We start from the raw sequence: 23428 nt of genomic DNA, 5'->3' as shown, positions 1-23428 counted from the left end.
TCGACGGGGAGCTCGAAGACAGCGCGGACGCTCAAAACAGCGCCGAGGCCCCGAGAAACGCCGCCAGAAACGCCGCCGTCGCAGAGAGCAGCGCGACCCCGACCCGGTAGCCGATCAAGGTCCGATCGAGCCCGCGGTCCAGCCCCGTCGCCACCGTTGTCAGGATCGCCGCGAGCGAGAGCACGTACACGCCCACGGCGGTGCCGAGCGTCGACGGCGCGAGCGTCGCCGCGCCGGGGGCAGCGGAGCCGGCGAGGGAGGCGCTCTCGGCCGCCGTCGCGCCGGATGCGGCCATCTGGGCGGCCATCGCCACGGTCGCCCCGCCGACGAGCGGACCGAACAGCGCCGCGGTGTGACCGAGCGTGCCGGTGATCGAGGCGAGCTCGCGCCGGGCTTCGGCTTCGACCCGCCGCAGCTCCGTCAGGTGGTCCGCCAGCGTGACGAGCGTGGGGCCCGCCGGTCGGCCCTCTCTCGCGGCGACCGCGAGGAGCGAGGCCGTCGAACGGGCGCGCGGGCTCGGTACGTGCTCCAGCGCGCCGTGGTCTCCGAGAAACGCGCGGTGGACGCCGACGCGAAGTCGGCGCTGGACGCCCGCGGCGTCGTCGAACAGCTCGCTGGTCCGGCCGGTCGTCGCCGCGGCGGCCGACTCGATCGCGGTCTCGACCGACTCGCCAGCGCCGACCCGTCGCCCGATCACCGCGGTCGCGTCCGCGAGCCCGGACTCGACCGCGCGGACGTCGCGCCGGACGGCCGCCATTGGTCGGAAGTGGGCCGTGAGCGCGGCACCGACTCCGATCCCAACCGCTGCGATCGGTCCGGCCCACGACGCGACGAGCGAGCCGGCGGCGAATCCGAGCGCGACACCGCCGGCTCCCGCGGCCGCGCTGCGCGCGAGTCCCGCCGGGACGTCGGGATGTGCGGCCGTCACGCGCGCTGGCGCGAACGCGACGGGACGTTGGAGGAGCAGCCAAGCGCCGGCGGCGACGAGCCCGACCGGGAGGAGCACGTCGTAGAGCGCGACGAACGCCGTCGCCGGCACGGAAACGCCGCCGGCGCGGGCCGCCGGCAGTACGCCGACGAGCGCGAGCGGGAGGAGCACACCGAAGGCGTAGATCCCGCTCGCCGGCCCGCGGACGTCGCCGGCGAACTCCGCCATCTCGGTTCTGGTCCCGTCCAGTACGGTTTCCAGTGCGCGGTCGAGCGCGCGGTCGCGCTCGTCCGGCGGCGCGTCGACGGCAGCCGAGAGAAGCGACGTCGCCCGTTCGATCGCGGCGAACCACGGCCGCCACTCGGCGGCGAACGCGTCGAATCCGGCGGCCGGTCCCGCGAGCGTGCGCTCGGTGTGGGCCGCGAGGCTGCGCGCGAGCGGCCCCTCGCCCGTCCGCGCCGCGAACACCGCCGCGCGCTCCGGGGTCGCTTCGAGACGGAGGCGAAGCGCCGCCCGGGCGACGAGTCCGGGCGCGTCCCCGAGCGCGCGGGTGCGCCGGAGCGCCGCCGCCGCGACCGGGAGGCGGTGGACCGCGTGCGTGGCACCGAGGCCGATCCCCGCAGACGCCGGAACCGTCGCCGCCGCGGGAAGGGCGGGAACCGCGAGCAGTAACGTACAGAGTGCGAACACGGAGACGGGGACCGCCGCCACGTAGCCGGCGCGAACGACGGTCTCGCCGCGGAGGTCGCTCTCGAGGAACGCCAGCGACCGGTGCAGCTCCGTCGTCGGTTCGGGCTCGCCCGCCGCGTCGGGGTACCACGACGCGAGCGCGCGGGCCAAGCGCCGAGTGTGGTGCCGAAATCCGCCGCGTCGGCCGCGGGCGAGTTCCGCAGTCATCGGGTCGCTCCGTGCGACCGTCGACCGTCACTCGAGGCGTCGGCATCCGCGCCGCGAGAGCGGTCGCGGTCCGCAGGGGCGGTCAATCCCGCGGCCGCGAGCCGATCGAACCGAGCGGCGCGCCGTTCGAGCAGCGCGAGCAGGTCCCCGTACGACTCGCCGCCGTCACAGAGGCGCTCGAACAGGGCGCTGTCGCCGCGGTCGACGGTCCCGGTCGGAGCGAGCGTTCCCCCCTCTCGCGCGAACAGCGTGCGAAACGACGTGTCGTCGCCGGTCGATCTGACCTCCTCGATGGCAGCGACGCCCCGCGCGTCGCCGTCGCGAGCGCAGGTGACAACCAGATCGGTCGCCCCGAACGACGAGGGCGGGACGCCGAGGTCCGAGACGACGCGCTCGCGGACCGCGGCCGCGGAGTCCCCGTGGATCGTTCCGAGGACGGCGTGGCCGTGCGCACCGACCCGCATCGCCTCGTAGAGCGCCCCCGCCTCTTCGCCGCGCACCTCGCCGACCGCGAGCGCGCCGTCGCCGAGTCTGAGCGCGGACCGGAGCGCGTCGGTCGGGGCGAACGCGCTAGAGGTGCGGGAGGCGTCGGGCCCGCCCCCGCCGCCGGTCGGTCGCCCCACCGAGCCCGCGTCGGTGTGCAGCGCTTGCACGTCGCGGCCGCGCTCGCGGAGTGTTCCCGTCGGGAGTTCGGGCGTGTCCTCGATGGTGACGAGCCGGGTCGCCGCCGGGAGCTCCCAGAGCAGCGCACCGAGGAGCGTCGTCTTCCCGGCCCCGCGGGTTCCGGCGACGATGGTGGCCGCGCCGCGCTCGGTCGCCAGCGAGAGGAACGCGGCCGCGGCGGGCGTCACCGATCCGACGGCGACGAGGCGGGCGAGCGTCCACGCCTCGTCGCCCCGGGCACGAAAGGCGAACCCGACGCCCTCGCTGGCCGGCGCCGTCACGCCGGCGACCCGGATCCGCCGGCCGGTCTCGCCGACGACCGACGCGTCGAGCGTCGGCGAGCTGCGGGAGAACGCGCGGCCGCTCTCGCGGCGGAACCGCGATGCGAGCGACGCCGCGCCGTCGGGCGTCAGCCGGACATTCGTCGGGAGGCGCTCGCCGTCGACGACGACGCGGACGGGCGCGTCGGTCACGGGCGCGGAGGCGACGACGTCCGACACTCGCTCGTCCGCGAAGAGGTGCTCGAAGACGCCGAGCCAGCGCGTGTGTCGGTCGAGGACGGCAGAGAGCGTCTCGGCCGGATCGCCGTCGTCGGCGACGCGGCGGACTGCCCGACCCGCGGCGCGCGTGCCGCCGCCGACGGACCCGTTCGCGAGCACGTCGTAGGCGTCCGCCAGCGTCGCCGTCGCGTCGTCATCGAGGTCGTGCGCGACGGGTGTGAGGTGATAGAGCGGGCCGTCGGCAGTCTCACAGATACGAGCGGTCGCGCCGGTGGGAAGCGCTCTGGTTTCGCGGCAAGCGGCGCTCACCGGTCGACGCGTCGACACCCGGGCCCGAGAGAGCGTCGGCCCGACGAACGCGCGAAGCGCCTCGTCGTAGCCGTTTCCACCGTCTGGGTCCGCCGACACCGAGCGCGTGTTCACGCGCGCTGCACCCTCTGCGAGCCCCGATTCGGCGGCGATCCGCGAGAGCGCGCCCGCCCGTCCCGAGGCGCTGTGGGCGGCGGCGAGCGGGTCGTATCGCGCGCGGTCGGCCAGCGACTCGTCGTGAAACCGAGCGCGCTCGGCGAAGCGCCCCGCGGCGAGCAGAAGCCCGACTGAGGCGTCCGTATAGGTCCGCTCGCGCCCGTCGCTTCTCGTCGTGACGACGTCGACGTCTCGCGATTCGAGCGCCGAGATCACGGTCGCTCGACAGGCCGGGCTGGCCGCGAGGTCGCCGTCTCCCGGGCAGTCGCCAGCGTCGACGCGGAGCTCCCGACGGTCCGTGATTCCCGTTCCGGTCGGTCGCTCGAACGAGGGCCGACACTGGCAGCCGTCCGCGGCGCTCTCGTCGGCAGCGCGGTCTCGCCCCATCGCGGCTCTGCCGTCGCGCCCCGTCCCCGCGTCAGATCGCTTCGCGTCGGCTCCCTGTGGGTCGTTACCGCTCGCTCGGAGGCCTCGTTCGCGGTCGGATCCGGTCCCACCAGCCCCGCGGAAGGCGAACCCCAGCGCCGCAGCGACGCCGGTGACCCGACGACGGATGCTCGGTGTCATAGGGCGGGTGGCCGCGTCACCGTATATAAACGATCGGCCGCAACCGCAGTCAGCGCCCGGGCGCCGTGCGCGCTCGAGAGACGACGATCGCCGGGCTGTCGCCCTCGCCGACGAGGGCGAACGAGACGGCGTGCCTGCCGCTCTCGCGGAACACCACCGGCCCGTCGGGAGTCCGCAACGGGACCGGCAGCGAGAGCTCGCGGAGCCGCGTCGGCGACGACCCGGACGCGTACGCCACGATCGAGCGGTTCCCCGGGCCCCCGGGTCGCCCGCCGACCGCGACGAACGCCGGGCGCGCGGTGGTCACCGACCGGCGAGCGAGAGAGAACTCGACGCGCCGGACCGCGGCGTGCTCGCGCGTGGGCGTCGCGTCCTCGGTCACCGCGAGAGCCGTTCCCGCCCGCTCCAGTCGATCGATCGCACGCTCGATCTCCGCGTCGACCCGGGCCGTTCGCGCGTCGTCGACTGCGGGGAGCGCCGCCGCGAGCGTCGCGACTGTGAGCACCGCGGCGACGACGAGGCGGATCACCGGAACGCGTCGCGGAGGCGGGACGCGAGCGTCTCACCGGGGCCGGCTTCCGCGCCGCCATCGAGCGGGGGCGACTCTCCGTGATCGGGTTCGGGGCGCCCTTCGGTGACGGGACCGGACGACCCTCGGGGCGAGCCGTAGGTCGAGTCGGCGGTCGAGCCGTAGGTCGAGTCGGCGGCCGTCGGGTGCCCGTCGGTCGCGTCGCGGGCTTCCGGAAGCCGCTCGCGGACCAGCCCGCGGTCCTCGGCGTCGACGGCGCGTTCGAGCGTCTCGACCTTCGCGAGCGCGATCGAGGCCCGACGCTCGACGGCCTCGTCGACGGCACCGACGCCGTCCAGCAGGCCCCGAACCGATTCGAGGTCGGCTTCGAGCGCCGTCAGTCGGCGATCGAGCGCCTCGAGTCGGTCCTCGGCGGGCGGATCGCACGCGTTGGCAGCGTCGTCGCCATCAGACGGGTGGTCCCCGTCTGCCGGTACTTTCGACCCGCTCGAATCCGGCTCGAACTCGTCGGACGGTCTCGCGTGAGGTTCGAGACGGGAATCACGGCCGCGGGATTCGGCGTGTCTCATCACGGGTCCGTGGCCCCGCCTTCCGTTATAAACCCGCGGGCACCAACGTTGAAGTCCCGTCTCGAAGATACACGAGTATGAAGACCGTCCTGATCGGCGTCGGCCAGGCCGGCGGGAAACTCACCCGCGAACTGGTCGAGTACGACGAGCGGATGGGGTTCGGCGCCGTCCGCGGCGCGGTCGGGGTGAACACCGCACAGGCCGACCTCCGCGGCCTCCCCTTCGAGACCGTGCTCGTCGGGCAGGACCGAGTGAAGGGACAGGGCGTCGGCGGCGACAACGAACTCGGCGCCGAGGTGATGCAGTCGGACTGCCGCGAGGTGCTCTCGGCGCTCGACGGCCGCGTGACCGCCGGCACCGAATCGATCTTCGTCGTCGCGGGGCTCGGCGGCGGCACGGGCAGCGGCGGCGCGCCGGTGCTCACGAAGGAACTCCAGCGCATCTACGACGTCCCGGTCTACGGGCTCGGCGTCCTCCCCGGGCGCAACGAGGGCGCGATGTACCAGGTCAACGCCGGCCGCTCGTTGAAGACGCTCGCCCCGGAGGCCGACTCCCTCCTCCTCGTCGACAACGACGCCTTCCGGACGGCGGGCGAGAGCGTCACCGAGGGGTTCGACTCGATCAACCGCGAGATCGCCCAACGGGTCGGGCTCCTGCTCGCCTCCGGAGAGGCCACCGATGGCGTCGCAGAGAGCGTCGTCGACTCCTCGGAGATCATCAACACGCTCCGCGGCGGCGGTATCGCCGCGCTCGGCTACGCCGCGGCGGACGCCGCTCCCGCCGCCGAGGGAAACATCAACACGGTGATGAGCACCGCCCGGCGCGCGCTCCTCACGGGGTCGAGCCTCCCGAACGCGACCGACGCGGACGCCGCGCTCCTGATCGTCGCCGGCGAGCCCGACGCCATTCCGCGGAAGGGCGTCGAGCGGGCGCGCCGCTGGGTCGAAGAGGAGACCGGCAGCCTGCAGGTCCGCGGCGGCGACTTCCCGCTGTCGAGCGGTCGGATCGCCGTGTTGGTCCTCCTTGGCGGCGTCGAGCGCTCCGACCGGCTGGAGGCGTTTATGGAGCGCGCCCGCGAGGCGCAGGAGGCGGACGAAGCCGCGGGAGACGCCCCCGAGGGAGGCGACCCCGCTGAGAGGTGGGCGAACGATCAGCTCGACGATCTGTTGTAGCGACGGCGGGCGGAGTCGGGCGGGGAGACGAACTGAAGGTCGCGAAGGCAGCGAAGGCAGCGAAGGCAGCGAAGGCAGCGAAGAATCGAAACGCTACTGTTTGAGGAGGCTGGCGCCGTCGAACTCCGCGCGGGGGTACTCGATGTCCATCAGATCGAGGATCGTTGGGGCGATGTCGTAGAGGTCGGGCGTGATGCCCTCGATGTCGACGTCCGGATCGTCGACGAGCAGCGACGCGTTGTCGAAGCTGTGCATCCCGTTTCGCGGGCCCGTCCCGAACACGTCGTCGTGGCCTTTGAACCCCGACTTGAGATCGAAGCCGTGGTTCGGGACGACGACGAGGTCCGGCGCGATGTCGTCGTGATCCCCGCGGAAGGCGTCCTCCTTCTCGACGACGCGGGCGGCGACCGGCCGGCCGTCCGGTCCCTCCAGCGCTTCGAGTTCGGCTTTGAGCTCATCGCGCGTCTCCTCGTACTCTGATTCCGGGACGCTCCCGCGGGGCTCCCGGCCTTCGAGGTTGATATAGAAACGCCCGGGGATGAGCGAGTACGCCCGGGTGTCGTCGGCGATGTCGCCGAGTTCGTCGTGGTCGTCGTCCTCGAAGGAGAGCCACCCCTCCGATTCGAGCCACGCGTTGCAGTGGACCTCCCAATCGAGCGACGTGAAACCGTGGTCGGAGGCGACGACGAGCGTAGTGTCCTCCGGCAGCGACTCCCGGATCTTACCGATGTACTCGTCGACCATCTCGTAGAACTCGATGAACGCCTCGCGGTTCTCCCCGTCGCGCTCGTAGTCCTCGAAGAGGAAGTGGTTCACCCGATCGGTCGTCATGAAGACGCCGAAAAAGAGGTCCCAGTCGTCGCGGTCGATGACGTTCCGGAACGCCTCGTAGCGCCGGTCCAGCGTCTCGTGGGCGTTCGCGACGAAGTCGCTCTTGTCGTCGTCGTGGCCGAGCTTCGCGTTGACGTCGATGCGGTAGCCGAGCTCTTTGAGCTCGTCGCGGAACGCCTCGGGGTAGGCGGCCTTGTCGACGCCCGGAGAGAGAAAGCCCGAGACCATTCGCTGAACGTTTCGCTGCGGCGGGAACGTGACGGGGACGTTCATCACGCTCGCCTTCCGACCGGCGTCGGTGACCCGATCCCACAGCCGCGTCGCCTGCACGTCTCGTCCCATCGGAACGTAGGTGTCGTAGGAGCCGTTCTCCCGGTCTTGGAAGCCGTATACGCCCGTTTCGCCGGGGTTGACGCCGGTGGTCAGCGCGGGCCAACACGCCGACGACTCCGGCGGCACGATGCTCTCTATCGCCCCGGCGCTGCCCTCCTCGGCGAGCGCGGCGAAGTTGGGGAACGCCTCGGGGTTATCGGCGAGGAGACTGAAGGGGACGCCGTCGATACCGATGAAGGCGACGCGCGGGTGGTCGTCCCCGCGCAGCCGGTCGAACAATCCCATACTGACCGTATTCCGTGGTTGTCCATAAGAACTTTCGTCTCTCCGCGAACGTCTGCCGGCGTCTGCGACGCGGTTCCCCGGCCGGGCAACAGCGTACGGCCGGAAGAGAGATTCCGCACGGTCGACGGAACGATCCGTATGGTTGGAGCTCATCCCGCACGGGCGAAGGAGCGAAGTGTCCGCCCGCCCAACGAACGAGGGAGAGCCGTGAAGGAGTTTCAGAGAAAGCAGCTGCTCGAGCGCGTCAACCGCGAGGGCGCGACCGTCGGCGTCGAGATTCCGGACGAGATCGAAGTGCAGGGCGAGGAGCTCGACCTCCGGACGTTCGTCTTCGAGATCAAGCGCCGGGAGACGGTCCCCGAGGGCGAGCGCGAGCGGGTCGAGCGAGCGAAGCGCAACCTCCGCCGCGAGCGACGACAGCGGCTCGAACGGATCGAGAACGGCGAGGTCACGTTCGAGCGGGGGGAGCGTCTCGCCGAGAGCGTCATCGGGATAGACCGCGCGCTGAACGCGCTCGAACAGCTTCGCCCGGTCGACCTCGAACAGGAGTCGGCGGTGCAGGAGGCCGCCGACCAGAAGCGCTGGATGAGCTTCCTAAAGCAGGCGCTCGGTCGCGAGGACAGCGGCCGAACGCGCGGGGGGCGATCGTGAGCCGCAACGCCGAGATCGCTCGCCGCCTCGAACTGTTCGCCGACCTGCTCGATGCCGACGGCGTCGAGTACAAGCCGAACGTCTACCGGCGCGCCGCCGAGAACATCCGCGAGCACCCCGAGCCGATCGAGGAACTGGCCGCGGAGGGCCCCGAGGCGGTCGAGCGGATCGACGGCGTCGGCGACGCCATCTCCTCGAAGGTCGTCGAGTACGTCGAGACCGGGTCGATCGAGGAGCTGACCGAGTTACGCCGGCGGCTCCCCGTCGACATCGAAGCGCTCACGCGGGTCGAGGGCGTTGGGCCGAAGACGGTCGGGGCGCTCTACGACGCGCTCGAGATCACCACGCTCGAGGAACTGGCCGACGCCGCGGAAGCGGGACGCATCCGAGACGTGAAGGGGTTCGGCGCGAAGACCGAGCAGAACATCCTCGAGAACATCGAGTTCGCCCGGCAGGCGCAGCGGCGGCAGCGGCTCGGCGACGCGCGGCCGCTCGCGGACGACGCCCTTGCGTATCTCCGTGGCGTCGACGCCGCCTCGCAGGTGGCGGTCGCGGGATCGATCCGCCGCTGGCTCGACACCATCGGCGACGTCGACGTCCTCGTCGCCTCTACGTCGGGTGCGGACGTCGTCGACGCGTTCGTCGAGTGGCCCGCCGCGACCGACGTCATCGAGGCGGGCGAGCACAAGGCGAGCGTCCGCGTCGACCGCATCCGCATCGATCTCCGCGTCGTGGTCCCCGAGGAGTTCGGCGCGGCGCTGCAGTACTTCACCGGGAGCAAAGCCCACAACGTCGAGCTCCGGAACCTCGCGATCGCGCGTGACCTGAAGATGAACGAGTACGGCGTCTTCGACGTCAGCGACGTCGACGATCCCGACGCGGGCCAGCGGGTCGGCGAGCGGATCGCCGGCGAGACCGAGGCGTCGATGTACGACGCCTTGGACCTGCCGCTCGTCCCGCCGGAGGTCAGGGAGGGGTCCGGCGAGATCGACGCCGCCCGCGAGGGCCGACTGCCGGCGCTCATCGAGGAGACCGACCTCCGCGGCGACCTCCACACGCACACGGACTGGTCAGACGGGCGCGCCTCGCTGCGCGAGATGGTCGCCGCGGCCGAAGCCCGCGGCTACGACTACTACGCCGTGACCGACCACGCCACCGGGCCGGGGATGGTCGGCGGCGTCGGCCTCTCCGAGGACGACCTGCGCGAGCAGATGGGCGCGGTCGAGGACGCGCGAAGCGAGATCGAATCGGAACTGACCCTCCTCCACGGCGTCGAGGCGAACATCGACGCCGACGGGGATCTCTCGACCGGCGACGACGTCCTCGGGGAACTCGACGTCGTGATCGCCTCGCCGCACGCGGCGCTCGGACAGGATCGGGAGACGGCGACCGACCGGCTCGTCCGCGCCGTCGAACACCCGAGCGTCGACGTGCTCGGCCACCCCACGGGCCGGAAGATCAACGAGCGCGAGGGGCTGGACCTCGACGTCACCCGACTCGCCGCGGCCGCTGCAGACGCGGGGACCGCCCTAGAGATCAACGCCGACCCCGTTCGACTGGACCTCCGGGGCGAACTCGCCCGCGTCGCCGTCGACGCCGGCGCGACCGTGGCCATCGACACGGACGCGCACGGACCGAACGCGCTCGATTACAGCCGGTACGGCGTCCACACGGCCCGTCGCGGATGGTGTGAGGCGGCCGACGTTGTGAACGCGCTGGCAGTCGACGACCTGCTCGCGTTCCTCCACTGACGGAGACACACTGACCGCATTCCTCCACAGACACGGACACACTGACCGCATTCCTCCAGCGACGATCCCACACGTATGACCGCGCGACTCCTCCTCGATGCGATGCTCGGCAAACTGTCGACGTATCTCCGGATGTGCGGCTACGACGCCGAGTACGTTCTCGACGACTCTTGGGGGTCAAGCCGGACGGCTCAAGAGCCGAGCGACGACGAGATCCTGCGCCGCGCCCGCGAGTCGGACCGGACGCTCCTCACCCGGGATGTCGACCTCGCGGCGCGTGCACCCGACGCCGTTCTCCTGTCGACGCGCGAGGTGCGCGATCAACTGCGAGAGCTTCGCGAGTCGGGCTATGCGCTCTCGCTCGAGAATCCACCGACGAGATGTGGCGCCTGCAACGGCGAACTCGCTCCCGTCGACGCGGGCGCGTCGCTGCCGCCGTACGCGCCCGACCCCGCGGAGACGGACTGCTGGCGCTGTCTGGACTGCGGACAGGCGTTCTGGCGGGGGAGTCACTGGGACGACGTTGGATCGACGCTCGCGGCGCTGTAGCCCGGCGAACGCGGTCGAAAGCGCGTCTGCTACCGCCGGTGTCCCGAGCGCGAGGCCCACTCCTCGCAGGGGTCCATGTCGTCCATCAGTTCCTCGGACACGCCGCAGTAGGGCTGGATCCCGGCGTCGGTCCTGACGTACTCGAAGTGCGCGCAGTTGCCGCAGTAAGTGTCCTCCGTGGTGGTCGTCGGCGAGGGTGACCCCGTACGAGCATCCGGAGCGGACCCGGCCGACGCGCGTCGGTCGCGCGGCTCATCGAGCGGCGAGGTGATCGACTGCGCGTCGGTCCCGCCGTCGGATGCGGGTCCCGGCGCGGCGCCCGGTGAGCCGGGGCCGCCCGTGCTACCCCTGCGTGCCGTACGTCCCGAGCCCCCAGCGGTTCCGGAACGCCCGCCGCTGCCGCCGGTCTGCGTCTCGACCTCTCCGTCGGGGGTCCCGCCGAAGAAACCGATCCCGCCGAAGCCGCCGCGGGGCCGCTCCACGGGGACGTACTTCGTCTCGTGCTTCCGCGTCACGTTCACCGTGGCGGTGCCGCCGGGGTCGTTTCGGGTCTTGAAGTTCGCGACGCCGACGAACAGACACCAGAACGTGAGCATCGCGCCGAGGAAGTACACGCCCACGGTCATCAGCGTCAGGTCCGGCTTGCCCGCGCCGCAGAGCGACCCCGACCACCGGCAGGGATACGCGTAGGTGAAGAGCGCGACGCCCATCAGCGCGATGCCCGCGCCGACGACCGCCGCGGCTTTCGTGAGCCGCCCGGACGGGAGCACGGCGAAGATACCGAGGAACACCGCGGGGACGCCGATTCCGGCGAGAACCCCACCGAGCTGGCGTTTGGCCGTCAGCGCGGCCAGTTCTGAACCGTAGAGGATATCGGTCGTCGCGACGACGATCCCTGAGACGACGAGGACGCCGCCGGCGAGAAACAACACCAGCCCGAAGAGCAGTCGCCGGAGGCTCGGTCCCCGTTTCTTCCCCCTGTAGACCTCCGAGAGACTGGTCATACCCCTCCTTCGAGGTCGCAACACAAAACGATGCGTCAGACGGACGCACGACGACCGACCGGTGAGGAATCGGTGCGGGAACCGGTGCGGATCGATGCGGGTGCCGGTGAGGAATCGAGGCCAGAATCGGTTCAGCGAAGCGGCAGCGACGGAGATGCCGTCTTCGGCGCGCTCCGGGGCGTGCCGAAGGGATTAATGTCCGGGACGGCGAACCGCCGGGTATGGCAGACGAGGACGAAGACGAGGGCCCCGTCGTCGAACTGGGCGAGGAGACGCCCGTCGAGGGACAGCCGCTGGCGCGCGTCGCCGCGCGGCTGACGTGGCCCCACGAGATGAGCCGGATCGAAGAACAGGAGGGCGACAGCGTCATCCGGACGCCGTCGGGCCCACAGCAGCTTTCTACGGTCCTCGAGTCGGTCGAGGAGACGTACGTCGACTCCCGGCAGACGTTCGTCCGGCTCGTCGAGGACGTCGTCGGCGACGGTCCCGTCGAGACGGAGTAAGCGCGACTCCCGACGGTGTCCGTCCACGCACGCCTCCGCGACGCCGCCGTCGGATCGAGCTGGCTCCAGCGGTCACTGGTCGTCGGCTTCGTACTTTCCGCGCTCTGGAGTGCGTGGGCGGTTCCGCCGTCGGATCTCACCGCCCGCGTGGTCCGCGATACGGTGCTGTTTCTGGGCGTTCCCGCGGGGCTCGCGGCCACCCACGGGCGGGAGCTCGGATTCCGCGCGGACCGGGTGGCCCTCCGCGATACGCTCGTTCTCGCGGCGTTCGTCGTGCCCTTCTACCTCGTCGGCTCGTCGCTGCCGAGCATCCGCGCGTACTACCCGATGTGGCAGACGACGACCGCGCTCGCGGAATTCCTCCCGCACACGCTCCAACAGCTGCTCGTCGTCGTCGCTGCGGAGACGTACTACCGCGGGCTGCTCTGCGTCGGCGTCAGCGAGGAGTTCGGCTTCAAGAGCGTCTTCATCAGTCCCGTCGTCTACGCCCTGCACCACGTCGGAAAGCCGCCGATCGAACTCCTCCTGTCGGCGCCGACGGACGTCCTCTTCGGCGCGGTCGACTACCACAGCCGGTCGCTTCTCCCCTCCGTCGTCGCCCACGGGCTCGGACTCACGCTCTTGGACTGGCTCGTCCTGCACGATCCGGTCCTCCCGCCGGCCGACGTGCTCGCGGCGCTGCGGTGGCTCCCAGTGCCGCTGTAATCGGTCGAGGGGTGCGAGTGGTGTGTGATCGACGTCTGTCCGCCGAGGACAGGTATATAATGATCAAACGTTTATGATATAGTCGTGGTATGCGTGGCAACACCAATAGGCGCAGGAGCGAAACCGCGGCCGCCACGCGGGGCGGGAGAGGAACGAAGCGGTAGCGGGCTCTCGACGTGTATCGAGTTCGTCGTGGAAGGAATCGCCGTGTCAGGGGCGTTCCTGCTCTCACTTCCGGTTTTGGCTGATCTCACGCAGCCGCTCGGTCTCCTCTCGACGACGGCGCTCGTGTTTCTGTTCCTCTTCGCGTGGTATCTCGTCTGGGTCGTGGTGCAGGTGGCACGGCACCGGGCCATCCGCTTCCGGTAGCCCAGCGATTTTGCGGAGTGATCCCAATCCCATACGTTTTCGTCGCCGGCGCGCGTAGTCCCCGTCGATGACGCTACCAATCGACCCCGGAGCGATCGCGGCCGGAGACATCGGCGAAGAGCGCGCGACCCTAGCGATGGACCACGAGGCGGCGATCGAGCACGTCCGCGAGGCGTTCACGGCCGCCGGATTCGGCGTCGCGACCGAGTTCTCGGCCTCGGCGATGCTCAACGAGAAGATCGACGCCGGGCGCGACCCGTACTACGTGTTGGGCGCGTGCAACCCCGCGATGGCGGACCGCGCACTCGACGCCAGCGACAAGCGGATCGGCGGGCTGTTCCCGTGCAACGTCGTGATCTGGCAGGAAGAGACGGGCGTCCAGACCGTTTATCACGTGAGCATTATGCGGATCGCCCGGCTGCTCGGGATGGCGCCCGAAAACGAGGAGATGGCAGATATCATCGCCGACACCGGCGAACTCGTCGACGAGGCGTTCGGGAACCTCGATACCGAATAGAGCGTTCCCTTCGCGGCCGGTTTCGCCGTTCCCGATCACGTCGACGGCTCGTCGAAACCGCGCCAGTCGTCGACGGCGGCGCGGTCGAACAGCGGCTGCGGGTCCCGCGAACTGATTCGACGCATTACCGCGTTCATCTGCGAGAAGGTGGCCGTCTGCCTGTCGCGTGTTGACATCGTACACCGGCAAACGCGAGTGTGCGGCATACGTTTTCTTACCAGCTACTGTCGTATCGTTGGTGAGTCCCCACTCGAATCGCACGACAGCGTGCGATCCGAGTGCGGGAGGACTCGCAAACGAGACGATAGCGTCCCCGCCGACCGATAGAATTAGCCCGGACCCGGACCCATCCCCGGGTATGACTCGAAGTGACTGGGGAGACTGGCTCCCGCGGGCGGTCGAATCGGCGGACCCCGACACGGTCGCGGTCTGGTATCTCGGCTGCAACGGGTTCATCCTGAAGGGATGCGAGGGGACGACCGTCGCCATCGACCCGTACCTCGGCACCGGCGATCCACCGCGAACGGTGCGGATGGTCCCGGTACCCTTCAACCCCGAGGACGTCGCGGAGATGGACGCCGTCTTCGCGACGCACGAGCACACAGACCACACCCACGGGCCGAGCCAAGGTCCCATCTTGGAACGGACGGGGGCGACGTTCTACGCCCCCGACGACGCCCTGTCGGTGGCGTTCGACGACGAGGCGTGGCTCGACGAGTACGACCTGATCGAATCGCAGTTCGTCGAGGTCGAGGAGGGCGATACCGTCGAGGTTGGCGAGTTCACCGTCCACGTCGAGTTCTCGCACGACCCTGACTCGACGCACCCGGTCTCGTACGTGTTCGAACACGAGGCGGGGACGTTCTTCCACGGCGGCGACACGAAGCCCCACGACGACTTCGACAACCTCGGAGAGCGCTACGACATTGACCTCGGCGTCCTCGCGTTCGGCGCGATCGGTATGATCCCCGACAAGGAGACGTGGGAACCGACCCGAAAGCGGTGGTACTCGACCGAGAACGAGGTGATCGAGTCGGCCGTCGCACTCCGGTTCGACCGGTTCCTCCCGAGCCACTGGGATATGTGGAAGGGACTGACCGCGGACCCGAAGGCGCTGCACCACCACGCCCGGAGTTACGAGTACCCGAAGTCGCTCGAAATCGCCGAGATCGGCGACCGCGTCGACCTCGCGTAGCCGCCTGGTATGCGCGCTCACGGTCGGACGGGGACGGACGCTAACAATTAACACGCGCGGGACTCAGAGATACGCCAATGACGGAGTGCAGTCGGTGCGGGGAGGCCGAGGACGTCGAGGACGGGCGCATCGTCGGACAACTCGATCACTGGGACCGAGCGGTGTGCAATCGCTGCCGAGCAACCGAGCTCGCAGACCACACTGCCCTCGTGAGAGAGGAAGCCGAAGTCAAGGCCGTTCGCCAACTGAGTGAGTATTCGCTCGACGACATCGCGGATTTCCTCGATCTCGACAGATCTACAGTCAAGATGAAACTCCGCGTCGTCGAGAAACGAATCAACAAGGGGCAGGTGACGCGCGAGACGCTGCTCTCTCAGAACCTCGGGTGATCGGTACGTCGGCAACGACGGAGGCCGGGTGATCAGCCCACGCGACGTCACGATCGAGTTGCGTGGGCGAAGCGGACGGACGTGGCGGGATCCCCGCGAGCGGAGCGAGTGGAGAGTCGCCACGGGAGTGAGCGAAGCGGACGGACGTGGCGGGATCCCCGCGAGCGGAGCGAGTGGGGAGTCGCCACGGGAGTGGGCGAAGCGGACGGACGTGGCGGGATCCCCGCGAGCGGAGCGAGTGGGGAGTCGCCACGGGAGTGAGCGAAGCGAACGGACGTGGCGGGAGTCGAACCACGGTCGCTCCGCCGTCGCTCCCTGATTCGACTCCCGCACGGTTCGCTCTGTGTCTCGCTGACGCTCGACACCAGAGCGGACGTGGCGGGAGTCGAACCCGCGATCTAGGGGTTAGGAACCCCTCGCCCTAGTCCACTAGGCCACACGTCCTACCGGCGGGTAGCACAGCCACGACTTAAATGGACACGATTCCGCAAAAAGCGTCAGACGGAACGTGGGCTCACGCGGGGAGCGGAATCGCCGCCGGTCGTCGCCTGCGCGGCTCGGTTACCGTTCGAGAGACGGTCAGTTCGTCTCGGTGGACGTCTCCGTCGCTGTCGACTTCGTGGTTTCGGACTCGGTCTCCGTCTCGGTCTCTTCGGTGTCGTCCCCCTCGTCCATCTGGCTGAGCTCCTCTTCGATCTCCTCGCGGCCGCGCCTGAACTCGCCCATCGCCTGCCCCGTCGAGCGGGCGAGCTTCGGGATCTTGTTTGCGCCGAACAGAAGCACCAGTATGAGCAGGACGACGAGCACCTCCGGCCCACCCGGCAGCCCCGGGAACAGTGGGGTGATAGTTCCGTACATCGCTACCAGCACCTAACCCAGTCGCAATTATAGGCTTTTTGCTCGGCCACCCGGTCAAAGCGCCGCAGTTCGAGACAATACCAGCCATCGTCCGTCGATCACAGGCATCGACAACACCAAGGCAACCATACCGAAGTGAGCGCAACCAAGAACAACAACATTCAACCCGAACGCCCGTGGAGTGGTGATATGGTCTCAGTCGGCGACGACGCCCCAGATTTCACCGCACCGCTCGCAGACGGTTCCGTCGAGTCCTTCGCGCTCTCGGAGTCACTCGACGACGCGCCGCTCGTGCTCGCGTTCTTCCCCGCGGCGTTCACCGGCACCTGCACCACTGAGGTGTGCACGTTCCGTGACCGGATGGCCAACTTCGAGAACGTCGGCGCAACGGTCTACGGGATCAGTATCGACACCCCGTTCGCGCTCAACGAGTTCCGCGACCAGAACGACCTGAACTTCGATCTCATCAGCGACACGAACCGCGAGATCATCGATCTGTACGACGTCTCGATGGACTTCTCCGACCTCGGCATCCGCGACATCGCAAAGCGCGCGGTCTTCGTCGTCGACGGCGAGGGGACGATCACCTACGCGTGGGTGAGCGACGACCCCGGCGTCGAACCCGACTACGCGGAGGTCGCCGAGGCGGCCGAGGCGGCCACTCCGGTCGAGGCGACGAGCGAATAGCGACGATCCGATCCGCGCTCCGAGCGGGATCGCTCTCACCCGCAGCTACTTTGCCCTCGCCGGGGTACCCGAAGGTATGCCCGACGCCAGCGGAAACGGCGGCCAAGAGTACGATCCGGACGCCCAGCACAGCTTCCCGGACGAACGGCTCAACGCGGTCCTCCCGGAACTCCTCTCGGACCCCGAGATCACGACGTACCTCGAGGCGCAGAACGTCAACGCCGTGATGAGAAAGGGGTACAACGACCACGGGACGAAACACATCGAGATCGTTCGCAACCGCGCGCTCAACCTCTATGACCTCCTGAAGAGCGGCGACGTTCCGTTCAACGGCGCGAGAGATCAGGGCCTCGAGGAGGCCGACGAGCCGGTGATCATCGCGCTCGCGGCCACCTTACACGACATCGGCCACGTCGTCCACCGCGACGGCCACGTCTACTATTCGATCCCGCTGGCGGCGGACCTCCTCGATCGGCTCCTCCCGGAGTTCGGCTTCTACGACGCCCGGGAGGCCGTCCGGATGAAAGCGGAAGTGCTGCACGCGATCCTCTGTCACCACACGGAGGAGGACCCGCTGACGACCGAAGCGGGAATCATCCGCGTCGCGGACGCGCTGGACATGGAGCGCGGTCGATCGCGCATCCCCTACGAGAAGGGCGGCCGGGGGATCAACACGCTGTCGAGTCAGGCGATCGAGAGCGTCTCGCTGCGCCCCGGCGACGGGAAGCCGGTGTTAGTGGAGATCGAGATGATCAACGCCGCCGGCGTCTACCAGGTCGACAACCTCCTGAAGGCGAAGCTGCAGGACTCGGGCCTCGAGGAGTACATCCGGATCGTCGCGGTCAACACCAAAGCCGAGGATCAGCTTCTCGAACGCATCGAACTGTGATCGCGAGCGCGGTGAGACGGACGACGAAAAGCGGCTCGGCGAGTCGGCGCAGCGGGAATCGAACGGTCAGTCGTCGGCGGGCGTGACTTCGTCGAGCCCGGCGACCGTGAGTTCGCCCCCGAGCGTCCGGTTCGGGAACGGGATATCGATCCCCTCCGCGTCGAAGCGCCGTTTGACGGCCGTGACGTAGTCCGCACGCGTCTTCACGAAGTCCGAACGGCTCGGATCGGCGATCCAGACGCGGGAGGTGAGCGTCACCGAGGAGTCGCCGAGTTCGGTCAGCCGCACCGACGGGGCCGGGTCTTCGAGGATCTCCTCGTTCGCTTCGGCCTCCTCGACGATGATTTCGGTCGCCGTCTCGACGTCGTCGTCGTAGCTGATGCCGAACGGCACCTGCAGGCGGAGTTTGTCCTTCGCGACGGGGTTCTTGATGACGCCGTCGGTCAGCGCCGAGTTGGGAACGGTCAACAGCTCGTTGTCGAACGTCCGGACGCGGGAGACGCGGAAGCTGATGTCCTCGACGACCCCGGAGTTTCCGTCCCACTGGATCCAGTCGCCGATCTTGAACGGTTTGTCGGTGTAGATGAAGATGCCGGCGACGAAGTTCTTCAGGACGTCCTGCATCGCGAACCCGATTGCGAGCGTCGCGGCCGCGGCGATCGTCGCGAGCGATCGGAGGAAGTCAGGATAGCCCGCCGCGCCGAACGCGGCGGTGACCGCGATGAAGCCGACCACGACCGAGAGGAGCCGTCGGATCGGCTTCTGGGCGTGCACCTCGAGACCGCGGGAGTCCATCATCCGATCGGCGATCGGCAACACGACGCTGCGTCCGACGACGAACACGGCCGCGAAGACCGCGAGGAACGCCAGCACCTGTCCGAGCAGGCCGGCGACCGTATCGGGGAGTCCGAATCCGGCGAGGAACCGACTGATTGATCCGCTCAGGCCGACACCAACCTGGAGGGCCCCCCCGGTGATCATCGGGCGAATACCCCCGTGTTCCCCCGAGTTTCGACCACGGTCGCGTCGGTTCGCGCCGCCAAGTCGTCGGCGAGTTCCTCGACGGTCGTGCCGCCGCGGGCCGCCCGGAGGAACTTCACCTTAATCAGTTCCCGGTCGGCCAACTGGTCGGACGCCTCCTCGACGACCGGCTCGATGCCCCCCTTGCCCACCCAGACGGTGACGTCCAGATCGTGGGCTTCCTTCCGCAACTCCTGTTCGTCCATACGCTCCCGCTAGGAGCGCTTCCGGTTTGAAGCTTAACACTCTGGGTCATGCGCTGTCGTACGGGTATCGCTTCGTCGCGCCGCAGCACAGACACCGCACGACGACGTGACCGGACTGCAGGCGCACCCGCGCCGTCGATCCCGGACGGAGATACGCGTCGCAGTCGTCGCAGGTGAACCGGCGGAACCGGCGGGGGAGCCCGGTCCGGTTCCGCTCGGAGATACGCCGCGCGAGCCTGACGTACTCCCGGGCGCGTTCGACGTTCCCCTCGGCGGTCGCCTCCCGGGCGAGGTCGTGCAAGCGCTCGATTCGCTCGGCCGGGATGCCCATACCGTGGCACGGAGACGCCCGACCAAAGACGTTCCGGGTCTCGATTCGATCGGGGGCCGGGGCCGGGTCCAACGGGATCTCGGCCCCGATTCCAACAGTATTGGAACGATAGGACAATATTAGTTGTCGGGGGCGCGTACTCCGAGTATGCGTATCGTATTCGCGACGGACCTCTCGGACGCCAGCACGGACGCAATGAGCTCTCGGACCTGTCTGGACTGCCTCGACAACATCGGCGTCACGGAGGTGCACCTCGTGACAGTCGTCCCGGACAACGTCTCCAGCGGACTGCCGGGAATGGAGAGCGCGACCGACGCCAGACGGTCGCTCCGACCGCAGCGGGAGGTCTTCGAGTCGGCCGGCTTCGACGTCGAGACGCACGTCGCCCGCGGGACGCCGCACCGGCGGATCACCGGGTTCGCCGACCGACTCGGGGCGGAGCTGATCGTCGTGGGATCGAGAGGTGAGAGCCCGCTCGAGAACCGGCTCGTCGGGAGCACGGCCCGAAACGTCGCGCGGACGACGACGCGGCCGCTCCTCGTCGAGCGCATCGCGCCGCCCGACGCCGACCAAGCCGTGGTGAAAGAGCACCTCTTCGAGCGCGTCCTCTTCCCGACGGACTTCTCGGAGAACGCCCGAACGGCGTTCGAGTTCCTGCCGCGGTTGAAGGGGGCCACGCGGGCGGTCGACCTCCTGTACGTCCGCGGTCGCGACGACGACGTCACGGACCCGCGGGATCGACTCGCGGACCTCGCCGCCGAGGTCGAACGCGAGATGGGCATCGAGGCCGGGATCAACGTCCGCGAGGGGAACGTCGTCGACGAGATCCTCGCCGAGGAGACGCGCGTCGGCGCGACGACGACGCTTCTCGGGACGCGCGGGCGGAGCCGCCTCCGGCGACTGCTCCTCGGGAGCGTCTCCGAGTCGGTCGTCGCCCGCGGCAACAACAACGTCCTCTTGGTCCCGCCGCGCGCAGCGCAGCGGTGAGTCGGATGGAAACGAGCGCTGAGAGTCGCAGCTATAAATAGGTCCGCGGGGAACGACCCACGACGTGGCTCTCCGCGCGCTCAACTACCTCGAACTCGAATCCCGACTGGACCGAAGCGGCATCGGGACCGCAACGGACCAACAGCGGGCCGCACTCGAACGCACGGACGTCGAGGTCGTGACCTCGCCGTGGCGCGGCGGCGACCCGCTCTCGGGCGTCCGCTCGGCCGCGACCGGTCGCGGGCTCTTCCGCGCGTACGACGTCGCCCACTGCAACCTCGTCGGCCCCGGATCGCTCGCCGTCGCGCGGCACGCGAGACGGAACGGGATCCCGCTGGTCCTCCACACGCACGTCACGCGCGAGGACTTCGCGGAGTCCTTCCGGGGGTCGACGACGGTCGCGCCCGCGCTGGGGCGGTACCTGAAGTGGTTCTACTCGCAGGCTGACCTCGTATTGTGCCCCTCACAGTACACCAAGCGGATCCTCGAATCCTACCCGGTAGACGCGCCGATCCGCCCGATCACGAACGGCGTCGACGTCGAGGCCCTCGAGGGCTTCGAGGACCTCCGCGCGGAGTACCGCGAGCGCTACGATCTGTCGGGCACGGTCGTCTTTCTCGTCGGCAACGTCTTCGAGCGGAAGGGCCTGACGACGTTCTGCCGGGTCGCCGAGGAGACGCCGTACGATTTCGCGTGGTTCGGCCCCTACGACACCGGCCCGCACGCCTCGAAGGCGGTTCGCCACTGGACGACGAACCCCCCGGAGAACGTCACGTTCACCGGGTGGGTCGACGACATCCGCGGCGCGTACGGCGCGGGCGACGTCTACCTCTTCCCGACGAAAAACGAGAATCAGGGCATCGCCGTGCTCGAAGCGATGGCCTGCGGGAAGGCGGTCGTCCTCCGCGACATCCCCGTCTTCGAGGAGTTCTACACCGACGGGCACGACTGCCTGAAGTGCGATACCGACGAGGAGTTCCGCGAGGCGGTCGAGCGCCTCGCCGAGGACGAAGGCTTCCGCGAACGCCTCGGCGAGAACGCCCGCGAGACGGCGCTGCGACACAGCCTCGACCGGGTGGGCGAACGCCTCGCCGAGACCTACCGCGAGGTCGTCGACGCGAAGCGATCCGGAACTACTTAACCCCGCGTCCGTGAATTCGCCGCCGATGGATCCCGTCTCGGTCGCCGCCTTCACCGACACCTACCTGCCGACGGTCAACGGCGTCACCTACACGATTCAGACGTGGCGCGACCGCTGGCGCGAACGCGGCGGGACGATGCGGGTGGTCTACCCCGCGAGCGGCGAGTACGACCCCGAGGAGGGGGAGTACCCGCTTCGAAGCCTCCCGTTTCCGATGTACGATGGCTTTCGACTCGGAACGCCCCACATCCCCGCCGCCGTGAAAGACGTCGACGTCGTGCACGCCCACACGCCCTTCGCGGTCGGCCTCGGAGGGGTCCGACTCGCTCGGCGGAAGGACCTCCCGCTCGTGATGTCGTATCACACGCCGACCGCCGAGTACGCGGACTACCTCACGTCCCGTCCGCGCGTCGAACGCGGGATCGAGCGCCTCGCCGAGCGGTACGAGAAGTGGTTTCTCTCCCGGGCCGACGCCGTCGTCTGCCCCAGCGAGGACGCCCGGGACCACGTCGCGGAGCGAATCGACCCGCAAACCGCGGCGGTCGTCGTCTCCAACGGCGTCGACGTCGAGTTCTTCGCGCCGACCGATCCGACGCCGTTCCGCGAGCGCCACGGTCTCCCCGAGGGGCCGCTCGTCGGCTACACCGGCCGCCACGGGTACGAAAAGAACCTCTCGGAGTTCCTGCGGGCGGCCGACGGACTGGACGCCACGGTCGTCCTCGGCGGCGACGGGCCCGCCCGCGACCGGCTGGAATCGCTCGCGGCCGACCTCGACGTCGACGCGCGCTTTCTCGGCTTTCTCCCGCGAGAGGAGTTGCCCGCCTTCTACAGCGCGCTGGATGCGTTCGTCTTCCCGAGCCCGGTCGAGACCCAAGGGCTGGTCGCACTGGAGGCGAACGCCTGCGGGACCCCGGTCGTCGCCGTCGACGCCGGCGCGCTCTCGAACACGGTCCGCGAGGGACTCACGGGCTATCACTACGCTCACGGCGACGTCGACGGCTGCCGCGACGCCATCGAACGCGTTCTCGACGAGCAGTCGGCGCTCTCGGCGTCGTGTCTGAAGCGCCGAGAGGAACTGAGCGTCGATCGCGCGGTCGATGAGCTCTCGTCGCTGTACGAGCGGGTCGTCGCGGATCGACGCGTCGCGAAGACGGCGTAGCCGCGGCACCGCAGGCGGAGCGCGCGGCTCAGAACAAAGACGGCGTAGCGCCGCCGCACCCTCGAACGCGCCGAGCGAGTGGCGGCGCAGGGGTCATCGTACCGTGTGCATCGATTCCCGCCGTCCCGCCCGACGAGGGGCTATGAGGGCGCGCGGGATTCCCGCTCAGTCGTCGAGGTCTTCGACCGCCTGCGCGATCCGCTGTAGCTGTCGCGTCGCGTCGCGGACCTCGTCGCGGAGCTGTCGGACCTCGCGGACGAGCTCCTCGTTGCCGCCGCTTTCCTCCTCGCGGCCGCCCATTCCGCCGGGGCCGCCCGGACCGCCACCCATTCCGGGCGGGCCGCCGCCGCCCATCATTCCGCTCATCATCTGCGCGAAGGGGTTGCCGCCGGCGCCGCCGGGACCGCCACCCATCATCTCTTCGGGCTCGGGGCGGTCGCCGTCCTCGCGCTCCTCCGCGCGTCGCTCGCGGATCTCCTCGACGCGCTCGCGGAAGGATTTCTCCTCGGCGTCGCCCTCGGTTTCGGCGTCAGCGCCGGAATCGTCGGCGGCGTCCGGCGTTTCGTCCGCGTCGTTCCCCTCGGCTGGGTCTTCTGGATCGTCCGACATACCTTCGGATTCTGGCTCTGCCCGCAAATGACTGTTGGTCGTCGGCCGCGCCGCGGTGCCACTCGAGTGAGCGACTCAGCGACCAAGCGTGTGACAGAATCGACAGTCCACAGAGACAGAATCGACAGTCCACAGAGACAGAATCGACAGTCCACAGAGACAGAATCGA

The 23428-nt window shown here is 69.4% G+C and carries 27 protein-coding genes and 1 tRNA gene; 15 read left to right on the top strand and 13 right to left on the bottom strand.

Going from position 1 to position 23428, the window contains the following annotated elements:
• Nucleotides 1-31: 31 nt before the first annotated feature.
• Genes ACT3HL_RS07555 through ACT3HL_RS07540 form a run of 4 tightly spaced genes read right to left on the bottom strand, consistent with a single transcriptional unit; the run spans nt 32 to nt 5118 of the window.
• Nucleotides 32-1825 (bottom strand): type II secretion system protein, encoded by a 1794-nt coding sequence (locus ACT3HL_RS07555; protein ID WP_445086213.1) that lies wholly within the window; start codon nt 1823-1825, stop codon nt 32-34.
• Nucleotides 1822-4020: an ATPase, T2SS/T4P/T4SS family gene (locus tag ACT3HL_RS07550; RefSeq protein WP_445086212.1), complete on the bottom strand. Its 2199-nt coding sequence runs from the start codon at nt 4018-4020 to the stop codon at nt 1822-1824. Before ACT3HL_RS07550 ends, ACT3HL_RS07555 begins: the two co-directional genes overlap by 4 nt.
• Before the next feature lie 49 nt (nt 4021-4069).
• Nucleotides 4070-4549 carry a DUF7311 family protein gene (locus ACT3HL_RS07545; RefSeq protein ID WP_445086211.1) on the bottom strand — a complete coding sequence of 160 codons (480 nt, stop codon included), beginning with the start codon at nt 4547-4549 and terminating at the stop codon, nt 4070-4072.
• A complete protein-coding gene (locus tag ACT3HL_RS07540; protein WP_445086210.1) occupies nt 4546-5118 on the bottom strand; it encodes a DUF7310 family coiled-coil domain-containing protein in 573 nt (190 codons plus the stop codon). The genes ACT3HL_RS07545 and ACT3HL_RS07540 overlap by 4 nt, the downstream gene beginning before the upstream one ends.
• 77 nt (nt 5119-5195) lie before the next feature.
• Between ACT3HL_RS07540 and ACT3HL_RS07535 the strand changes: the two genes are divergently transcribed.
• Nucleotides 5196-6290 (top strand): tubulin/FtsZ family protein, encoded by a 1095-nt coding sequence (locus ACT3HL_RS07535; RefSeq protein WP_445086209.1) that lies wholly within the window; start codon nt 5196-5198, stop codon nt 6288-6290.
• 93 nt (nt 6291-6383) lie between these two features.
• On the opposite strand, the gene ACT3HL_RS07530 is transcribed toward ACT3HL_RS07535, so the two are convergent.
• The gene (locus ACT3HL_RS07530; RefSeq protein ID WP_445086208.1) at nt 6384-7739 is read right to left on the bottom strand and encodes an alkaline phosphatase family protein; all 1356 of its coding nucleotides are present in this window, start codon (nt 7737-7739) and stop codon (nt 6384-6386) included.
• A gap of 207 nt (nt 7740-7946) precedes the next feature.
• Between ACT3HL_RS07530 and ACT3HL_RS07525 the strand changes: the two genes are divergently transcribed.
• The 3 genes from ACT3HL_RS07525 to ACT3HL_RS07515 all read left to right on the top strand — a co-directional run bounded on the left by ACT3HL_RS07525 (nt 7947) and on the right by ACT3HL_RS07515 (nt 10690).
• Nucleotides 7947-8390, top strand: coding sequence for a DUF5788 family protein (locus ACT3HL_RS07525; RefSeq protein ID WP_445086207.1), 444 nt, complete (start codon nt 7947-7949; stop codon nt 8388-8390).
• Nucleotides 8387-10141: a DNA polymerase/3'-5' exonuclease PolX gene (gene polX, locus ACT3HL_RS07520; protein ID WP_445086206.1), complete on the top strand. Its 1755-nt coding sequence runs from the start codon at nt 8387-8389 to the stop codon at nt 10139-10141. Before ACT3HL_RS07525 ends, polX begins: the two co-directional genes overlap by 4 nt.
• A gap of 75 nt (nt 10142-10216) precedes the next feature.
• Nucleotides 10217-10690 (top strand): Mut7-C RNAse domain-containing protein, encoded by a 474-nt coding sequence (locus ACT3HL_RS07515; RefSeq protein ID WP_445086205.1) that lies wholly within the window; start codon nt 10217-10219, stop codon nt 10688-10690.
• Nucleotides 10691-10719: 29 nt separating this feature from the next.
• Here the strand turns inward: ACT3HL_RS07515 and ACT3HL_RS07510 are convergent, their stop codons facing one another.
• The gene (locus tag ACT3HL_RS07510; protein ID WP_445086204.1) at nt 10720-11694 is read right to left on the bottom strand and encodes a DUF7139 domain-containing protein; all 975 of its coding nucleotides are present in this window, start codon (nt 11692-11694) and stop codon (nt 10720-10722) included.
• A 221-nt stretch (nt 11695-11915) separates the two neighbouring features.
• Between ACT3HL_RS07510 and ACT3HL_RS07505 the strand changes: the two genes are divergently transcribed.
• The 4 genes from ACT3HL_RS07505 to ACT3HL_RS07490 all read left to right on the top strand — a co-directional run bounded on the left by ACT3HL_RS07505 (nt 11916) and on the right by ACT3HL_RS07490 (nt 13788).
• Nucleotides 11916-12197 carry a DUF5789 family protein gene (locus ACT3HL_RS07505; protein WP_445086203.1) on the top strand — a complete coding sequence of 94 codons (282 nt, stop codon included), beginning with the start codon at nt 11916-11918 and terminating at the stop codon, nt 12195-12197.
• Between the two features lie 15 nt (nt 12198-12212).
• Entirely contained in the window at nt 12213-12902 is a 690-nt protein-coding gene (locus tag ACT3HL_RS07500; RefSeq protein ID WP_445086202.1) for a CPBP family glutamic-type intramembrane protease, read from the top strand.
• 207 nt (nt 12903-13109) lie between these two features.
• Nucleotides 13110-13271 carry a hypothetical protein gene (locus ACT3HL_RS07495; protein WP_445086201.1) on the top strand — a complete coding sequence of 54 codons (162 nt, stop codon included), beginning with the start codon at nt 13110-13112 and terminating at the stop codon, nt 13269-13271.
• Nucleotides 13272-13338: 67 nt separating this feature from the next.
• Nucleotides 13339-13788: a DUF302 domain-containing protein gene (locus tag ACT3HL_RS07490; protein ID WP_445086200.1), complete on the top strand. Its 450-nt coding sequence runs from the start codon at nt 13339-13341 to the stop codon at nt 13786-13788.
• Nucleotides 13789-13823: 35 nt separating this feature from the next.
• Here the strand turns inward: ACT3HL_RS07490 and ACT3HL_RS07485 are convergent, their stop codons facing one another.
• On the bottom strand, nt 13824-13964 hold the full coding sequence (locus ACT3HL_RS07485; RefSeq protein WP_445086199.1) for a hypothetical protein: 141 nt from the start codon (nt 13962-13964) through the stop codon (nt 13824-13826).
• Nucleotides 13965-14146: 182 nt separating this feature from the next.
• Here ACT3HL_RS07485 and ACT3HL_RS07480 point away from each other — a divergent pair, with 182 nt between their 5' ends.
• Together ACT3HL_RS07480 and ACT3HL_RS07475 are read left to right on the top strand one after the other, a co-directional pair.
• A complete protein-coding gene (locus ACT3HL_RS07480; protein ID WP_445086198.1) occupies nt 14147-14983 on the top strand; it encodes an MBL fold metallo-hydrolase in 837 nt (278 codons plus the stop codon).
• A 77-nt stretch (nt 14984-15060) separates the two neighbouring features.
• Nucleotides 15061-15372, top strand: coding sequence for a hypothetical protein (locus tag ACT3HL_RS07475; protein ID WP_445086197.1), 312 nt, complete (start codon nt 15061-15063; stop codon nt 15370-15372).
• Between the two features lie 370 nt (nt 15373-15742).
• Here ACT3HL_RS07475 and ACT3HL_RS07470 read toward each other — a convergent pair.
• A tRNA-Arg gene (locus tag ACT3HL_RS07470) sits at nt 15743-15816 on the bottom strand.
• Between the two features lie 135 nt (nt 15817-15951).
• Nucleotides 15952-16230, bottom strand: a complete 279-nt coding sequence (tatA, locus tag ACT3HL_RS07465; RefSeq protein ID WP_445086196.1) for a twin-arginine translocase TatA/TatE family subunit — start codon at nt 16228-16230, stop codon at nt 15952-15954.
• 189 nt (nt 16231-16419) lie between these two features.
• On the opposite strand from tatA, the gene ACT3HL_RS07460 reads away from it, so the two are divergent.
• Together ACT3HL_RS07460 and ACT3HL_RS07455 are read left to right on the top strand one after the other, a co-directional pair.
• Complete coding sequence (locus tag ACT3HL_RS07460) at nt 16420-16917, top strand: redoxin domain-containing protein (RefSeq protein WP_445086195.1); 498 nt, start codon at nt 16420-16422, stop codon at nt 16915-16917.
• 76 nt (nt 16918-16993) lie between these two features.
• Nucleotides 16994-17806, top strand: coding sequence for an HD domain-containing protein (locus ACT3HL_RS07455; RefSeq protein ID WP_445086194.1), 813 nt, complete (start codon nt 16994-16996; stop codon nt 17804-17806).
• Between the two features lie 66 nt (nt 17807-17872).
• On the opposite strand, the gene ACT3HL_RS07450 is transcribed toward ACT3HL_RS07455, so the two are convergent.
• Genes ACT3HL_RS07450 through ACT3HL_RS07440 form a run of 3 tightly spaced genes read right to left on the bottom strand, consistent with a single transcriptional unit; the run spans nt 17873 to nt 19363 of the window.
• The gene (locus ACT3HL_RS07450; protein ID WP_445086193.1) at nt 17873-18787 is read right to left on the bottom strand and encodes a mechanosensitive ion channel domain-containing protein; all 915 of its coding nucleotides are present in this window, start codon (nt 18785-18787) and stop codon (nt 17873-17875) included.
• On the bottom strand, nt 18784-19032 hold the full coding sequence (locus ACT3HL_RS07445) for a YhbY family RNA-binding protein (RefSeq protein WP_445086192.1): 249 nt from the start codon (nt 19030-19032) through the stop codon (nt 18784-18786). The genes ACT3HL_RS07450 and ACT3HL_RS07445 overlap by 4 nt, the downstream gene beginning before the upstream one ends.
• Nucleotides 19033-19078: 46 nt before the next feature.
• Nucleotides 19079-19363 (bottom strand): ribonuclease P protein component 4, encoded by a 285-nt coding sequence (locus ACT3HL_RS07440; protein WP_445086191.1) that lies wholly within the window; start codon nt 19361-19363, stop codon nt 19079-19081.
• Between the two features lie 147 nt (nt 19364-19510).
• On the opposite strand from ACT3HL_RS07440, the gene ACT3HL_RS07435 reads away from it, so the two are divergent.
• The 3 genes from ACT3HL_RS07435 (at nt 19511) to ACT3HL_RS07425 (ending at nt 22650) form a co-directional block, all read left to right on the top strand.
• Nucleotides 19511-20350, top strand: coding sequence for a universal stress protein (locus tag ACT3HL_RS07435; protein ID WP_445086190.1), 840 nt, complete (start codon nt 19511-19513; stop codon nt 20348-20350).
• A gap of 64 nt (nt 20351-20414) precedes the next feature.
• Nucleotides 20415-21491: a glycosyltransferase gene (locus tag ACT3HL_RS07430; RefSeq protein ID WP_445086189.1), complete on the top strand. Its 1077-nt coding sequence runs from the start codon at nt 20415-20417 to the stop codon at nt 21489-21491.
• Nucleotides 21492-21516: 25 nt separating this feature from the next.
• Nucleotides 21517-22650 carry a glycosyltransferase gene (locus ACT3HL_RS07425; protein ID WP_445086188.1) on the top strand — a complete coding sequence of 378 codons (1134 nt, stop codon included), beginning with the start codon at nt 21517-21519 and terminating at the stop codon, nt 22648-22650.
• Between the two features lie 165 nt (nt 22651-22815).
• On the opposite strand, the gene ACT3HL_RS07420 is transcribed toward ACT3HL_RS07425, so the two are convergent.
• Nucleotides 22816-23259 (bottom strand): hypothetical protein, encoded by a 444-nt coding sequence (locus ACT3HL_RS07420; RefSeq protein WP_445086187.1) that lies wholly within the window; start codon nt 23257-23259, stop codon nt 22816-22818.
• Nucleotides 23260-23428 lie beyond the last annotated feature (169 nt).

This window comes from Halobellus sp. GM3, from assembly GCF_052545375.1.
The sequence above is the reverse complement of the archived record's forward strand: the minus strand, read 5'-3'. Positions and strand labels throughout refer to the sequence as shown.